Source organism: Flavobacterium sp. WC2509, from assembly GCF_052683105.1.
The window spans coordinates 2199491-2216785 of sequence record NZ_JBQZFG010000001.1 but is presented as its reverse complement, the minus strand read 5'-3'; the positions used below and the strand labels follow the sequence as shown (position 1 = coordinate 2216785).

Annotated in this window: 14 protein-coding genes; 1 reads left to right on the top strand and 13 read right to left on the bottom strand. The window is 31.2% G+C overall.

From position 1 onward, the window contains the following. Window positions 1–52: 52 nt before the first annotated feature. The 10 genes from ACUN3A_RS09340 to ACUN3A_RS09295 all read right to left on the bottom strand — a co-directional run bounded on the left by ACUN3A_RS09340 (window position 53) and on the right by ACUN3A_RS09295 (window position 14518). Window positions 53–616, bottom strand: a complete 564-nt coding sequence (locus ACUN3A_RS09340; RefSeq protein ID WP_445551019.1) for a TetR/AcrR family transcriptional regulator — start codon at window positions 614–616, stop codon at window positions 53–55. A gap of 74 nt (window positions 617–690) precedes the next feature. Further along, the gene (locus ACUN3A_RS09335) at window positions 691–1770 is read right to left on the bottom strand and encodes a BamA/TamA family outer membrane protein (protein WP_445551018.1); all 1080 of its coding nucleotides are present in this window, start codon (window positions 1768–1770) and stop codon (window positions 691–693) included. 302 nt (window positions 1771–2072) lie between these two features. After that, window positions 2073–2744, bottom strand: coding sequence for a class I SAM-dependent methyltransferase (locus ACUN3A_RS09330; protein WP_445551017.1), 672 nt, complete (start codon window positions 2742–2744; stop codon window positions 2073–2075). 906 nt (window positions 2745–3650) lie between these two features. Further along, window positions 3651–3947, bottom strand: coding sequence for a hypothetical protein (locus tag ACUN3A_RS09325; RefSeq protein ID WP_445551016.1), 297 nt, complete (start codon window positions 3945–3947; stop codon window positions 3651–3653). 260 nt (window positions 3948–4207) lie between these two features. Beyond that, on the bottom strand, window positions 4208–6481 hold the full coding sequence (locus ACUN3A_RS09320; RefSeq protein ID WP_445551015.1) for a helix-turn-helix domain-containing protein: 2274 nt from the start codon (window positions 6479–6481) through the stop codon (window positions 4208–4210). Window positions 6482–6674: 193 nt separating this feature from the next. Next, a complete protein-coding gene (locus ACUN3A_RS09315; RefSeq protein WP_445551014.1) occupies window positions 6675–7235 on the bottom strand; it encodes an OmpH family outer membrane protein in 561 nt (186 codons plus the stop codon). A 174-nt stretch (window positions 7236–7409) separates the two neighbouring features. Next, window positions 7410–8258 (bottom strand): class I SAM-dependent methyltransferase, encoded by an 849-nt coding sequence (locus ACUN3A_RS09310; protein WP_445551013.1) that lies wholly within the window; start codon window positions 8256–8258, stop codon window positions 7410–7412. A gap of 410 nt (window positions 8259–8668) precedes the next feature. Next, window positions 8669–10540, bottom strand: a complete 1872-nt coding sequence (gene mnmG, locus ACUN3A_RS09305; RefSeq protein WP_445551012.1) for a tRNA uridine-5-carboxymethylaminomethyl(34) synthesis enzyme MnmG — start codon at window positions 10538–10540, stop codon at window positions 8669–8671. 226 nt (window positions 10541–10766) lie between these two features. Further along, a complete protein-coding gene (gene ybeY / locus ACUN3A_RS09300) occupies window positions 10767–11186 on the bottom strand; it encodes an rRNA maturation RNase YbeY (protein ID WP_445551011.1) in 420 nt (139 codons plus the stop codon). Next, complete coding sequence (locus ACUN3A_RS09295; protein ID WP_445551010.1) at window positions 11183–14518, bottom strand: hypothetical protein; 3336 nt, start codon at window positions 14516–14518, stop codon at window positions 11183–11185. Before ACUN3A_RS09295 ends, ybeY begins: the two co-directional genes overlap by 4 nt. A 152-nt stretch (window positions 14519–14670) precedes the next feature. Here ACUN3A_RS09295 and gltX point away from each other — a divergent pair, with 152 nt between their 5' ends. Beyond that, complete coding sequence (gltX, locus tag ACUN3A_RS09290; protein ID WP_445551009.1) at window positions 14671–16182, top strand: glutamate--tRNA ligase; 1512 nt, start codon at window positions 14671–14673, stop codon at window positions 16180–16182. 56 nt (window positions 16183–16238) lie between these two features. Here gltX and ACUN3A_RS09285 read toward each other — a convergent pair whose 3' ends face one another. The 3 genes from ACUN3A_RS09285 to ACUN3A_RS09275 are packed head-to-tail and all read right to left on the bottom strand — an operon-like array spanning window position 16239 to window position 17186. Next, on the bottom strand, window positions 16239–16493 hold the full coding sequence (locus ACUN3A_RS09285; protein WP_445551008.1) for a DUF6327 family protein: 255 nt from the start codon (window positions 16491–16493) through the stop codon (window positions 16239–16241). 2 nt (window positions 16494–16495) lie between these two features. Continuing rightward, entirely contained in the window at window positions 16496–16846 is a 351-nt protein-coding gene (locus ACUN3A_RS09280; protein WP_445551007.1) for a competence protein, read from the bottom strand. Between the two features lie 10 nt (window positions 16847–16856). Then, complete coding sequence (locus ACUN3A_RS09275; RefSeq protein ID WP_445551006.1) at window positions 16857–17186, bottom strand: YtxH domain-containing protein; 330 nt, start codon at window positions 17184–17186, stop codon at window positions 16857–16859. Window positions 17187–17295 lie beyond the last annotated feature (109 nt).

Genomic DNA, 17295 nt, shown 5'->3' with positions numbered 1-17295 from the left:
TTTAAATATATTAATTACAAATATCAAAAAACTGACCAATCAGTCAACTAAATTAATCTTTAATCATTATCCAAAGTAGATCAAATGTTTCGTCTATAAGCACTAATTGATTTTCTTTTGAAATTTCATTTGAAATAAAATATTCATACAAACCATTTATTTGAGCTGTAAAAAGAGAAAACAGAAACGCAACAGGCATTGGTTTTAAAAGCACTAAATCTATTGCATTTTGAATTAAAACATAAAGAGGATGTTCTTCTTGTATCATTAGATTTTTCGAAGCTTTTTTAGAATACGGTGAATTCTTAAATTGCTGTAGATATTGAAATTCTTCCGCATTATCTAAATTCCATTGTAAAGAAGCAAAAAATAACGAACGGAAAGATTCTTTTGAAACAGAGTGTGATGACAGGCTTTCAATAATAAAATCATCCAAATTTTGCATTATACTATTGTAAATACAAACAATAAGAGTCTCTTTGCTTGGAAAATAATTAAAAAGTGTTCCGTTAGCAACCCCAGCTTCTTGGGCAATTCTACTAGTTGCTGTACCGTGAAAACCGTTTTCAACAAAAAGACGAAGTGCAGTATTAATAATTATTTCATTTTTAGACATAATTTAAAGATTGACTAATCAGTCACAAATATATTAAATTAAAACTAAATTTATTTCAACATCAAATAAAATTCTTATCGCCCAAATGCTTCTCCAATTCTGAAAGTTAAACTATAATCGTCTCTACCGATTCCAGCATCAAAACCAATATTGATTTTCATTGAAGGTATAATTTTATAACGCACTCCCGCACCTACTCCCGGCAATAACTCTGTACTAAAGATATCATTAAATTTTTCTACTGCCGACGCAATACCAAGAAATCCGACAACACCAAATTTCGATTCTTTAAACATCCATCGGTATTCAGATTGAAGTGAATAAACCTGATTGCCTCTATATTTTCCTTGAGAGTATCCTCTTAAATCATCTCTACCCACAACCGACTGTCCTTGAAATGGAACATCTCCTGTACCAATTTCAGAATTAAAACGACCCAACAATACATGTCTTTGGTCTTTTTTTAAATCAAAAAATTGGGTGTAATTTATTTGAAAACGTACAAATTCACTATCACTGCCAATCCAATCACGATAAAACTGATTTTTAAAGTTCATAAAAATACCTTTGGCAGGGAATTGAATATTATCTCTATTATCCTGACTAATTACATAACCAATGTTATTCAATTTTTTTATATCAAGTGAATCATTATCGGCTGTAAAATAGGTTTTAGTATTATTATATTCGAGATAAAGACCCGCATAAAACCTTTTCCAAACGTTGTATTGTACTTGAGACATCGCCATTACAATATCATTAGAATAATCTTCATATTCACCAGCATTATTATCTGCTTCGGTATTAAAATATTGATAGTTGACATTTCCTTTAAACAAAAATGCCTTTACACGCCATTTATCTTCTTTTAAATATAGCGATTCACCAATACCTGCCAACCACGTTTTTTCAGCAGTATAAATTCCCATTGCTGTTGTACTTGAATGCGGCGAAATTGTATCCTTCTTGTTTACTCTATAATACGCTGATGTCATCGCACCAACAATAACTCCTTGAGTTCTATTATAGTTAATAAGCGGAACAGCTGCAAATCTGATTTTTTTTATAGAATCTGGTTTTGCTTGTGCAAATGTCAATTGAGTTGCAAAACAAACAACAATCAAAACGCTAAGTCGTTGAAGGCTTTTTATCATAATTTTTACTTTAAAATTTTATTCCACTATTACTAATGATTAGGTGTTGTATTAAATTCTAATAAAGCTCCAGCATTCGCAATTAAAGTATTTCGCAAATAATTATTCCTTTTTGTTAAAGATAATGTTTTTTATGTAAAAGAAAATCTCAAGTATTTAATAATCAATAAGAAAATAGAACGCTTAATAGTAGCGTATTAAAAGATAATTAAAAAAAACCGATAAGCTCAGTTCTATAACTAAAATCATGTCAATCGGTATGACAATGCGGAATGCTTTTATTATTGAAAAAGTTCTATGATCTAATCCTTTAACTTAAATAAACTGCAAACTAATATTCCACCCAAATAGTTTTCAGAATCTAATAGATAAAATCTCTGTTCACTTAAAATCCTTTCTATCTCTGGGAGTTGTTTAGTATTTAAACATGTTGTCCATCGGAAGAAAGAATATAAAACCTTTAAACCAATTTGAGTACCCCATTTCAAAAGACTATTTGTTTTCGAGATTTGAAAGTCTGTAATGTATAACAAACCTTCTGAATTTAAGTTGTCTTTGAATTTTTCGGCCAATACTTGCACGTACGCATTATCAAAAAGATCTAATAAATAATTGCAGACAATAACATCAAAGAATTGCCACTCAAAATCTTCAACACCAGCACAAATAAACGTTACACGCTTTAAAGAATTTGGCATATTCTTTTCGATTCGCTTTTTGGCATACATTATCATTTTTGGTGAAGCATCAACATAGGTAATATTAATTTCTTCATTTTGTTCTAATACTTTCTGTAAAAAAAATCCAGTCCCTCCGCCCAATATCAAAGCTGTTTTTTGTGTAGAAAGATGTGATAGAAATGCCAACTGACTTTTATTAATCCTATCGAATGAAGCAATACTTACCACTGTATCATAAACTGCTGTAATTCGATCAAATCCTTTTCCTACCTCCTTGCTATTATTATATGACACTTTTTATAATTATAAATGATGAATGTATTCAATCTACTTTTTGAATTTACTTTGCAAAATGAAACTGATTTTTAACAAAGATACCACAGATATATTATACCATTAGAAAAGTTATATTTTACAAACTCATTCTTTTTTTTGTGAATACAAAATTCAGTTCAATAGAGTTTTGCATGTTTATTTACAAGTTTTTACAAGAAATGCTTCAAACTTTTGTAAAAAATAAAACTTCACAATAAAGCTATATTCCGTTGTCAAGCCTTTGTTTTACTCAAAATTATTTTTTAGGCAATCCTATCAAAACAATCATTCTTGCATTTTATCAGATTTATCGTGTAATTTGACTGATTTGTTTCCAACGTAAACATTTTTTGTTTAAATTTATAAGTAACTTCTTATTATAAAAACATTCGGCGTTAGTATTAAATTTAAAACATGCAAAGATGAAAACTAATCAGATTTCCAACAAAGAGTATGCTTATCTAATTTACTCATACTCAAGTATCTCTACATTTTTATTATTAACTATTAGTAAAATCACAGTAAGTCTTGAAAAAGCCTTAATTTTTAATCCAATTGTATCTCAAGTAATTATTTTAAACATGATCATATTTTTCTTTTTTCTTGTATATAAAAGAAAACACGATATCGATCACAAATAAAAAACAGATTTTCTAAAATTTTAAAACAAACAATCTTTAATCAATATAGTTTCTTTTACTTTTTATTTATTTTAAAGTAAATTAAGGATTTGATTTTATAAGTATTCGAAATCTTAAAATTTATTGTAAATCAATTTATTATATCGCTAGAAAGGTTGCAGTTTATATATTTTATTGACTGCAACTTACTGGTATGAAATAAAATTCTACACTTACGTTTCTGCTAATTTTACCGATGGTAAAATCAGCAACAATCATGTAAAACACGGTCATGTACTATGACAAATGACATCCAGAGAACCACTAGAATCGATAACATATTAACGATTATAAATGTTGTGTAAAAATTTCTCTTGAAATTACTAGACTTATCAATTATTTTTTTTGAGAAAAACTTTGAAGCTATTGGAATCAGAGCAACTAACAACAACACAATAATTCCTGGATAAAAACCAGTAATTGCTATACCAACAATACTAAGCATTGCTACTGTATGGGTGAAAACCGTTGAAACCGTGGTAACAACACTAAATGTTCTCATTCGCATTTAAATAATAATTTAAGATTAATTCTGAATTTAAAATATGAAAGCATTTTTAATTACCTGTAATAAAAATTGCTTTTGACTTTAAACTGTTCAATGAACAATAGTTTTAGTTTTTACTTTTACGTGAGGGATAGAAATAAGCTACCGAAGTAGCATGGATAGCCCGACAGCATCCTGATAAAAGGGCCTATACTCGTCTAGAAAATTAGCCCTTTTATCAGGATGGTGGCACGCCCAAATAATTTTTATCTATTTTAATTAAGATTCCAACTGGCTTTGAACATACGGAGTTCTTCCCAAGTAAATTTGTCGCCATATTTTTCTTTTAATGGAGAAACCGATTCTTCTTGGTAACCTGCAAAAGCTTCAGTCAGTTCTTGTACTTTATCTTCGGACAAAACTTCGTGAATACTAATGCTTTTGGACTGAATCAATTTAGTAAGATGCGATAAAATAGTTTCCTGATTATACTTACGAATGATGGCTATTTCCTGGATTGTTTTCTTTTCTAACCACAAATCATAGGTTAGCTGAACTGTTGATTTTTTGGTTTCTTTCGTTCCGGATTTCTTTGGCGAATAGCGTTCAGCATCTTTTTCATCATCAATCAACGTGATATTCACTTTTTTGAAATCTTCAAAAACACGCTCCAGTTTAATGGTTTTGTATTCTTTGATTTCGACCGAGGTTAATTTTTCTTTAGAAATGGCTTCGCCACTAACCAAAGTAGCCACCATCAATTTGGCTTTCATCAATTGGAGAACTGCTTTGGTCTGCAAATCATCAAGTATTTGTAATTCGTCATGAAAAGCTTTGGCTTTTTTGAGTCGTTTTACTTCTTCGAGTTTCCACAGAATTTCGTACAACAATTGATCCATCGGTGCCAAAAAATAATTGACAGCTGCATTGATCCTGTCAGAAATATGGCTGAATTCTAACTGTTCACTGTGGAACAATTTGTCTAGCTGCACCAAAAATTTGGACGAAGGTTCTAGTAATTGCCACATGACTCCTGCTTGATTTTTGGCCCAGGCAGCGTGTTTAGATTTTGTAGCATTCTCTGAATCTTGGTTATAACTGAACTGATGATTGCGCCATTCTTGTGCTAGATTATTCCAATCAAAACTGTTTTTCAGATAGTTGAGGATAAAATTCTTGGTTTCTTTTTTCAAAGCATTGGCCAAGGATTCTTCTGAAGCTTTGTTCTCAGCATAATTCATTACATCCTGATCGTTTGAAATACCATTCATGCGTAGCGGAGAAAGCAAAATAAGCCCGTTTAACGAACGCAAACGCGATAATGCAACATATGCCTGTCCGGGCAAAAAAACTTGCGATACATCGAGCGCAGCTTTGTCAAAAGTCAAACCTTGGCTTTTGTGAACCGTAATAGCCCAAGCTAATTTGATCGGGTAATGCACAAAAGTACCTAAAACCTCCTCCTCAATTTCCTTAGTTAAATCGTTCACCGTATAACGAATGTTTTGCCATTCGTACCTATCAACTTCTATGGTTTTATCTTCATCGGGAAAATGTACCCATATTTCTTTACTGGTCATTGTTTTTACAATTCCCATTTTTCCATTGAAATAATTCTTTTCCTGAGACAAATCATTTTTAACAAACATAATTTGTGCACCAACTTTCAATTGCAAATTGGATTCAATAGGATATATTTTCTCTGGAAAATCGCCAGTGATTACGGGTAAAAACGTAGTATGTTTTCCTTCCAGGTCTTCTAAAGACTGAGCGTTCATTATATCCGCTTTGGCATTGTGCGTTGTCAAAGTAATATATCCCTTGTTTGACTTTAAATCAAAATTCGGTTTTACAAATTCGTTCAGCGTTTCGATGTCCACAGGTGTAATCTCGTTATTACGTAAATTATTCAAAACCGAAATGAATCTGTCATCAGTTTGGCGATAAATTTTAGATAGCTCAATGTACAAAGGCGGATATAATTGCATAACATGAGCGTGGAAGAAAAATTTTCCTTTGTAATACGTTCGAAGCACTCTCCATTCTTCGTCTCGAATGATAGGAGGTAATTGTAATAAATCTCCTATAAACAATACTTGTACACCACCAAACGGAGCAGATTTTTTTCTAACTGATTGCATCATGAAATCCATAGCATCCAGTAAATCAGCACGCAACATACTAACTTCATCGATGATAAGCAATTCCATATTTTGAATTACGGCTCGCTTTTGCCCACTCATCTTGAAATGCCTACGAAGCGTGGCTTTGGTTTCAAACTTAGTAGTATCCGAAAACTGTGGTGCAGAATTGTCAGGAATAAATCCGCCAAAAGGCAATTGAAACATTGAATGTATCGTTACACCACCAGCATTTAACGCCGCAATTCCCGTAGGCGCCACAACCACGGTATTCTTGTGAGTAGTTGCAATAATTTCTTTTAAAAGCGTAGTTTTTCCAGTTCCAGCTTTCCCTGTAAGGAAAACGGACTGCTGCGTTTGATTGATAAAGCGGAGCGCATAAACAGCGGCTTCGGAAATAGATTGCATTTGACTTTTGATTTAAATGTTCAAGGCAAAATTGTTGCCACGAATTCATGAATTGAAATTCATTCAAAGTTAGAATGAAATTTTAAAAAAGAAAATCTGTACGATTACTTTTGTCCCAGTTTATATAATTAAAACAAAAAAACCTTCAATCTCGTTCAAGATGAAGGTTTTATAAACTAATTGTTATTTAAAATTATTTTTTTGCTTCCTCAGCTTTTGGAGCTGATTTATATTTGTCATTCAATAATTTTACAATGTCTTTAGTAATATCATAAGAGTCTTTAGCATACAAAACAGAAGCTGCATCACCAGTACCGTAGATATAATCATATCCTTTTTCTTTACCGTAATCTTTGATGAATTTTTTAACTCCTTTTACAAGAGAATCCATTTCTTTTCCACTCTCTTGTTGCAATTGCATTTGCAAACCTTGTTGAGCTTGTGCCAATTGTTGCTCTCTACGTTGCAATTCTGCACCATTTTTTTGAGCCCATTCTTGACCATTTGCTTGTGCATTACGCTGAAAATTAGCTGCATCTTGCTTGAACCTATTGATTTCAGCTTCTAATTGTCTTCCTTTTTCAGCCGCTTGACCTTTGTATTTTGCTTCTAAATCTTTAGTTTCTGTATACTCTTTCATTAACTCAGCTGTATCAACATAAGCTGTTTTAAATTCATTTGCTTTTACTTCAGCTTTTTTATCACAAGAAACAAGTGATATTGAAATTGCGATAAATAATAATACTTTCTTCATTTTGGTATAATTCATTTTTTTCTGTAGATGACAAAAATATAAAAAAATAGATAGTATTGATAAAAAGTTTCTAAAATGCAGAAAATAAATACTATAAATTTTAATTATTATTTTTAATGTTTGTAATAATTTTTAACTATTACTAATTCTTTCTAAAGATTAGTTCGATATAATTTAGTTATTGCTAATGATGTAAATATGAGAAGAGTATTCTTTATTCTTCTTAGCTTTCCAGTTAGACTGTAATCCAATAAAAAAAGCTTTAATGTAGTTCATTTTACCATTTTTATATTTCTCTGAAAGCAAACTCACATAAAATGAATCAAATTTCATTGGCAATACTTTCTCTAATTTCATCTTTTCCTTAGCAAAAAGCAATTTTATAGCCTTTTTAGAGAAATGCCAAAAATGAATCGGCACATCATAAGCGGCCCAAAAATTCCCGTAATGCTTGGCATCAAACGATTTAAAATTAGGAACGGCCACTATCAAAGTACCTGTTGGTTTTAATAATCGCTTCAATTCTTTAATTTGTTCCTCTAAATTAGGAACATGTTCTAAAACATGCCACATTGAAATCACATCAAAAGACTGACTTTGTAATTCGGAAGTATTTTCTACAAAAGTTACGCCTTTGTTCTTCGCAATTGCTTTTGCTTTATCACTTGGCTCTACTCCTACTGTTTTCCACCCATCTTTTCCAGCAACTGCTAAAAATTCTCCAGTTCCTGCCCCGATATCTAAAATTGCACCTTTAGATGGCTGATGAGAATTGATTAAATCTAATTTATTTTTTAATGCAATATTTTTTACAAAATGATATGCTCTTTCAAAAAGTGATCTTTTGGAGTCAGTATGCGAAATATAATCAGCGCTTTCGTAATATTTCCCTAAAACATCCAAACTTGGTTGAGGATGTGTGATCAACATATCTAATGTTTCATCATGGTAGAGGTCGAAAGTTTCCTGAGAAACGGAATAATCTTTAACTTTTAAAAAATGCTTTTTGTGTGTAATATCCATTGGTGTTTTTAAATAAATAATTTCAGCTTCTACTAAAGACTGAAATAAAACCTTGTTATAATTTATATTCTGTTGAAACTTTACGATTCAACTCTCACTTTTCCCATTTTATTTTTACGCCCGAAAGAATTTATAAATTTTTTGAAATTTGGATATTTTGCTAAACCCAACTTTTTAAATATATTCAGAATTCCAAAGTTCAAACAACGATTGTTTTTGTTCTACAGATAAAAATGTACAATATGTAATTTTTATTTAAAAATAATTTTTCTAACAAACACAACTGTTACGGACGTAGTTTCACGTGGAACAATGAAATTCTAAAACAAAAAAATTCATCGATAAATAAGAAAATCTAGTTAGTGATCCGTAAAACGAATACTTAAAGTAAACTTCAAATATTAAAAAAATTACCTTCCCATGTAAATCAAAAGCACAGAAACATCACTTGGAGAAACTCCACTTATTCTTGAAGCTTGTGAAATAGTTACAGGACGAATTTTACTTAATTTTTGTTTTGCCTCAATTGACATTGATTTAATCTTATTGTAATCAAAATTTTCAGGAATTTTTACATCTTCCAATCGAGTAAGCTTATCAGCATTATTTCTTTCTTTTTCGATATAACCTGAATATTTAACTTGTATTTCTGCTTGTTCTAAAATCTCTTGATCTAAATTATTTTCAGCAACATACTCCTTAACCTTTTCAAATTTCATAATATCTTCCAAATCGATTTGCGGTCTGGAAAACACTTTAAACATTTTGTCACCTTGAGTAATCAATGCCGTTTCCTTCACTTCCAGAATTGGATTTGTTTCGGCAACCGAAACACTCGTCTCTTTGAAGAAAGCTACCATTTTTTCAGATTCTTTTAATTTATGCTCCATTCTTCTCAAACGTGCTTCAGAAGCCAAACCAATTTCATATGACAAAGGTGTCAATCTAAAATCGGCATTATCTTGACGCAACAAAGTTCTATACTCCGCACGAGAGGTAAACATACGATAAGGTTCTTCCGTTCCTTTCGTAATTAAATCATCAATTAAAACTCCAATATAAGCTTCATCTCTTTTCAAAATTAACGGAGCTTGTTCATGCACTTTTAAATGCGCATTAATTCCAGCCATCAAACCTTGAGACGCTGCTTCTTCATAACCTGTAGTTCCGTTTATTTGTCCGGCAAAATACAAACCTTCAACCAATTTCGTTTCCAGTGTGTGTTTCAATTGCGTTGGCGGAAAATAATCATATTCAATAGCGTAACCTGGACGAAAGAATTTTACATTCTCAAAACCTACAACAGTACGCAAAGCTTTAAATTGAATATCCTCTGGCAAAGAAGTTGAAAAACCATTTACATAAACCTCACAAGTATTCCATCCTTCCGGCTCAACAAATAACTGATGACGTTCTTTATCTGCAAAACGATTAATTTTATCTTCGATAGAAGGACAGTATCTCGGTCCCAAACTTTTTATTCTTCCATTAAACATTGGCGAACGATCAAAACCTTCTCTCAAAATATTATGCACTTCGTTTGAAGTATATGTCATGTGACACGATTTTTGAAACTCCAAAGGTTTCGTCAAATCTGAATATGAAAATTTATCTGGGCGTGCATCTCCTTTTTCTTCATTCATTTTAGAATAATCTAAAGAACGACCATCTACTCTTGGAGGAGTTCCTGTTTTCATTCTTCCGGCTTCAAAGCCGGCACGAATTAAATCTTCGGTAATTCCATACGCAGCACTTTCACCGGCACGACCACCACCAAATTGTTTTTCACCAATATGGATCAAACCATTCAAAAAAGTTCCGTTTGTCAACACAACAGATTTTGAACGAATCTCAACTCCCAAAGAAGTTTTGATTCCTTTTATCTTTCCGTTTTCGATTATCAATCCTTTTACCATCTCTTGGTAGAAATCCAAATTTGGAGTTCCTTCCAACATCATTCTCCATTCTTCTGCAAAACGCATACGATCACTTTGAACTCTTGGAGACCACATCGCAGGGCCTTTTGATTTATTCAACATCTTGAATTGAATTGCAGTTCGGTCTGAAACAATTCCGGAGTAACCTCCAAGCGCATCGATCTCACGAACAATTTGTCCTTTTGCAATTCCGCCCATCGCAGGGTTACAAGACATTTGTGCAATGTTTTGCAAACTCATCGTCACAAGTAAAGTTTTGGAACCTAAATTTGCAGCCGCAGCCGCAGCTTCAGAACCAGCGTGACCCGCTCCCACCACAATTACATCATACTCTTCTAAAAACATTTTCCTTATATATTAATCCTTTTTCAAGGAATTGTGAAATTCAAATAAAACCGTTCCGCGTGGAACAAATTCAAAAACTCAAATCAAACTATTTTAAACATGTTCCACGTGAAACATTAGAATAAAATAGAAATCTAACTAAAAATTAAACTTAAAAAAAATACCAAAAAATTTATGTTTCACGTGGAACGTATTGCTTTTTTATATAATTTTGATAGATTTATATCTACTGTTCCACGTGAAACATAGCGATTTTTTCATCTTCTTTACTACGCATTAAAGCTTCTTCTTTTTCTCCTTTGTCTTTATAACCGCAGTAATGTAAAATTCCATGAACTAAAACTCGTTTCAATTCATCATCAAAACTAGTATTGTAATCTTTTGAATTATCCAAAACTCTTTCTGTAGAAACAAAAATATCACCACTAATTTCGTTACCCATAGTGTAATCGAAACTGATAATATCCGTTAAAGTATCGTGATTAAGATATTCCAGATTAATCTTGTGAAGGTATTCATCATCACAAAAAATGTAATTAATCTCCCCTTCTGTTTTATTTTCAGAAACTATCACAGCACCTAACCAAGCCGCAATTGCATCTTCGTTCTCTAAAGTGAATTCTGATTCGTAATTAAAATTGATCATTTGTTATTAAAATATACTTGAACTTTTTGATTAAAATTCGCCCGCAAAGGTAACGATTGTCTGTTTAATATTTCGATGCTATTTAAATAATCTATAAGCTCCTTTGGCAACGGACTTGCAGTGTTATTAAATTTAGTTTTATTCGTTTCAGATTGACGTTTTGAATCTTCTCCTTGAAGACGAATTGCAGTATCTAGTTTTAATAATTCCTGCTTAATAGCAGTAGTTCTTTGTAAGCTTTCGTTATTAAATCCTTTGTTTAACAATTGTTTTTCCAATTGTTTCATCTGCTCTAGAGCATTATTACCAGCTGTACCGATACCTTTTTTATTTAACTCTTCTTGTAATGCTTCACGTAATTGTTTTTGTTCTTTATAAATATCCATCGTAGCTTTGGCATCACCTTCTCCATCTCCATCGCTATTTTGGCCTTCTCCTTTTTGGCCTTTACCTGATTCAGACCCTTTGTTTTTACTATCTCCAGGTTTCTTACCTTCACCAGGCTTATCCCCGGATTTTTCTCCTGGCTTCATTCCTTGTTTCATCTTATCTGATAGCTCACCTTGTTTCTTAATAATATCCGGTAACTGCATACCTGAACCTTTACCTGGTTTTGGCTTACCAGCGCTACTTCCTGACATTTGCATCTGCATACTATTGAGAGAATCACTTAATAAATCAGCTAATTTATTAGCTGATGAAATAGCATACTGCTGCTGAGAAACACCTCTTTGAAGTTGCGATTCTGTAAAACTTTCAAGTGATTTATCAATGTTATATTGTACGCTTGCGACTTCTTTAGTAACAGATTCAGCAATTTTTGGCTGGCGTAAAGACAATGCAAAAAGACTATCATCAATATGTCTGAACTGTAATTTTAAGTTCTGTTGTGTCTGAATGTATTTATTGAAAGAAGGAGAACCCAACCTAGAAGCTTTAAATTGGTCCATATTATCTTCTTGCGAAAATGAATATGCTAATAAATTATCTAAGATTTGACGTAACATTTTTACATCCTCTTCTATCTGATCTTTCTCAGATTCTGCCATAGCCTGATCCATTGCTTTGGACATTTCTTTCATCTTTTTAGCTGCATTCTTTTGACTAGGCTTCGCCTTTGATTGATTATTATTCTGTAAATCTGAAGCCGCTTTTTTAAGATCATCCTTAATACTTTCTTCCTTATTTAAGTCTGATGGGATATTCATAGGAGATTTTAAATCTTCATTATCTTTATTTAATTGCTTAAGTTCTTCTCTGATTTTTTCAAATTCATCAGTTAATTTCTTTTGCTCTTGAGCAAAATTCTCTTTTTCACTCTCTGCTAATTTATCTTCTTTTTGGGATAATTTATCTAGTTTATCACTTAACTGTTCTGCTTTCTTTTCTACATAATAACGCTTAGTCAACTCAACAAGCTGAGCTAAATTTTTATTTTGACTCTTACTATTCTCCTTGAATTTTTCTAACTTTTCAGAAAAATCTTCATCCTTAATTTTATCATTTAACTCATTAAGTTCGTCTAATAATTTTTTGTTTTTATCTAATTCTTTATTGGTGTTTTCAAGTCTCTTTTGCAACAATTCTTTTGTTTCGTCTTTTTTATCAACATTAGATTTATCTAAATTCTCTTTCATCTTATTGGCAAACTCTTTCATTTTATCATTTTGCTTTTGCTGCTCATTGATAAAATCATTGATTTTTTGACGATCTTTAAAATCTAAACTGTTCTTTTCCTTACCCATTTTTTGCAATTTATCCATTTCCGAAAATTGCTTGTCTTGTTTCGATAATGTTTTTTGCATGCTATTAATAGCATTATTTTGTTCTTGAAGAGAGGCATTTTGTTTCTCTTCATCAGATAAAATGTGATTAGAAAACACAGAAGAACGAGAACTTTTGAAATGATGAATAGCATCATTATCAAAAACCTCAAAATAGAATTCATAATTAGCACCTTTCATCACATCAAGATTACTAGGGAAATTAAAAACAAATTGATCGAAAGTGTCTTGCTTAATTGCAATTGTTCCACGTTTGGCAGTATCTACTTTTCCTGCTTCATAATATACAATCTGCAACTTAGACAAACCATAGTCATCAGCTAATTGACCCACAAAATAAGAGTTCCCAGCACTTAAATTAGCTGGTGCATTAGTGATATTGATAGAAGGAAACTGATCTTTTACTATATTTAACTGATAATTCAATTTTTCGAAGTTTTTCACTTCATTATTTGACGTAAATATTTGATATTCTGTATTTTGACTTACTTTTTTAGTTAAAGTAAATTGATTTTCTGATTTAGTAAACGGTGAAGATTGAAACTCATCTTTCCAAACCACATTTTGAGTAGCATTGGTATTCATAATCCAAGTAACTTGAGTTCCTTCGGGAATAATTCCGTTACCACTTCCTTTGACAACCGCATTTTTTAAATTCAGATAAGAAGGATAAACGAACTTCATTTCGAAATTAGAAATCGTAGGAACAGCAATAACTTTCAACTCATAATCTGACGAGACAACCGAGTTAGCTTCAAGATGAAATTCAGTATTAGTAAGAGGTTTGGCTATTTTAAATTGAAACTCACCAGGTTTAATCGATTCTAAAAAATAACTTTCATTACCAATAAAAATCATAACATTTTCAGGAATAACTTTTCCATCCAGTTTCACGTGTAAAGAGAAATCTTTTCCTTGCTCAGTGGTTAAATCTTTATTTAAAATCAAAAATTTAAATGGAGCTGGTGGTACAAAACTTGAATTGAAATGAACTACCCTATTCAAACTTTGTGAAATAATACTACTGTTTCCTGACAAAAAGAAAAACACAAGAAAAAGAATTGGCAAAATAGCCAATGGTAAATATTTTCTGTTAGAATTGAAATCAATTGCTTTTCCGAAAGGAATTGGTCGCAGAGAATTTGCTTTTTGTTCAATAGAAGCCAATAACAATTCTGAATTATAAACAGAACTGTCCGATTTTGAAAGTTGTAAATAATTAATTAAAGTGTCATTTACTTCAGAAAAATGATTTCCAATGATTGTTGAAGCCTGAGTATAATCGATTCCTTTTTGAAATTTAAGGATTTTAAAGATTGGAAAAAGTATAAAACGTAGTAATAAAAAAGCTTCTACTACTACAAAAAACCAAAACAAAAGAGTTCGTCCCTGTGGTTTTAACCAAAGGAAATACTCAATAAAGAGTGTAAATAAGAAATAAATTAATCCAAGGCCAATAAAAAAAAGGATACCGCGAATTAATTCATTAGTATAATACTTCTTTATAAAAGCTTCTAATTTTTGATGTATCGAATTTGATTTTTCCAAAACTACAGTATTAATATAATAACCAATAAAAGTAATAATTTTAAAGGGTATTAACAGGTAAATAAAAGATAATATTAAAGTGTTGAAGAAACACAAATTACAGTTACCAAAACGACAATTTGAAATTGTATATTTGCAAAAAATTTACAATAATGTCTAAACCAGTTCGTGTGCGTTTTGCACCAAGTCCGACAGGACCTTTACATATTGGCGGAGTACGTACCGCTTTATTTAATTATTTATTTGCTAAAAAAAATGGAGGAACTTTCTATCTACGTATTGAAGATACAGACCAAAATAGATTTGTTCCAGGAGCTGAAGAATATATAATGGAAGCTTTGGAATGGTTAGGAATCGCTCCAGAAGAAACAGTAGGGAAAAATGAAAAATTTGGACCATACAGACAGAGCGAAAGAAAACATTTGTACAAACAATATTCTGATCAATTGATTGAATCAGGAAATGCATACTATGCTTTTGATACTGCTGAAGCATTGGACGCACATAGAAAACAACACGAAGCAGAAGGCAAAACCTTTATTTATAATCATCACAATCGTGAAAAGTTAGATACTTCACTAGTTATTTCAAAAGAAGAAACTGCTAGAAGAATTGCTAATAATGAAGATTATGTAATCCGTTTTAAAACTCCGGTTAATGAAACTTTGCATTTACAAGACATCATCCGTGGAGAAGTAAAATTTGAAACAAGTCTTTTGGATGATAAAGTATTATTTAAAGGTGATGGAATGCCAACATATCACTTAGCAAATATTGTAGATGATCATTTAATGGAAACCTCACACGTAATACGTGGTGAAGAATGGTTGCCATCTATGCCTCTACACGTTATGCTATATCGTGCTTTTGGATGGGATGCACCTAAATTTGCACATTTACCATTGATATTAAAACCAATTGGCAACGGAAAATTATCTAAAAGAGATGGTGATAAAATGGGATTCCCGGTATTTCCATTAGAGTGGAAAACTGACGAAGGAGTTTCATCAGGATATAGAGAAAAAGGTTTTTTTCCAGAGACTGTTGTTAACTTCTTGGCTTTATTGGGTTGGAATGATGGAACTGAACAAGAATTGTTTTCTTTAGAAGAATTAGTTGAAAAATTTGATCTAAATAGAGTTCATAAATCAGGAGCTAAATTTGATCCTGAGAAAAATAAATGGTTTAACCATCAGTATTTAATTAAAACTGACGATACTTTATTGGCTGAAGAATTCATTAAAATTATTGAATTAAAAAACCTAAACAGATATTTCTCCTTAGCTGAAATGACTAAAATTGTTTCATTAATCAAAGAAAGAGCAGATTTTGTATCAGATTTTTGGGAAATGAGTGACTTCTTTTTTATAGCTCCAACAAGCTACGATGAAAAAGCAAGTAAGAATTGGAAACCTGAAACTCCTGCATTAATGCAAGAATTAATTTCAGTACTCGAAGAAATAAGTGATTATACTTCACTAAATATTGAAACAATCGTAAAAGATTGGATGACCAAAAATGAAATTGGAATGGGCAAAGTAATGCAACCTTTCCGATTGAGTTTGGTAGGAGCTCTTAAAGGTCCTCACCTATTCGATATTGTTGAAGTTATTGGCAAACAAGAAACTATTTCGAGATTGCAAAAAGCAATTACAACTTTATAAAACAGAAAAGCTCCTCTAAAAAAGGAGCTTTTTTTATATTTAATATTAAAAGAAACTTAAAAACCCTTTTTATTATTTAAAAAATAACTGATAACATAAGGAACTATTGTTTGCAAAATAGACCTAAAAGGATTTGGAATACTTTCTTTATAAGGAGCTAAAAATCCACTGATTATATTTTCGGGAGTAACAGCATCTCTGGTTTTTTGAATACTTAAAACTATTTTTTGATAGCTAATTTCTTTTTCTAATTTCAAGATCTCTAAATCACGATCAATAGCTGCATAAGAAGAATATTTTTTATTTTCCATAATTAATCATTAAAAAAGATTTCTGAGAATTTTTCTAAAATTGGTCCTTCTATTAGTTTGTCTTTAATTAAAAACAAAAGAAACGTAGCAATTAAATACATACCAGCAACAGAAAGAAAACCAATCGCATAACTATCAAAATAAATACCAATAGCTAAAGCTGTAGCAATAGACCCAAATAATAAAACCATACTAAAGCACAATAAAATCAAAGTAAACTTTAAAATCATCGTGGTTGATTTCATTGCAACCTTGAAACCCCACAATTTATAATAAGAAGCTGATTTTTCTAAATAAGCTTGAGCTTGATTTTGAATATCTTCTGAATTTTCCTTTATTTTATCAAATGCCATAGACTAGATTTTATTTCTGTAATTTAGCATTTTTTACTTTAAGTTCAGCTAATTTATTTTCTAAAAAAGTTATCACATCTTCAGATTTATGACTAAGGTTGGAAACAATTTTTTCATAATTGTGATCGATGTCATCTTTGCTTAAAATTCCATTGTGTTTGATTTTATCTGTCACCTCATGTAATTTATCTTCAAAATTGTGTTTCAAATCATCAAACCCATCTTTAATTTTTCCTCTAGTTTTAGAACCTTTATCCGGAGCAAATAAAATTCCAAGACCTGCTCCGATTGTTGCACCAACTAAAATTGCCACTATTGTATTTCCTGTGTTATTTGCCATGCTTATTAAATTTTTAAAAGTTACTACTTATAAATTTACAACTTTATGAACAAACATATGTTAACAAGCCGTTAAACTACAAATTAACATACTAAAAAGCGAAATAAAG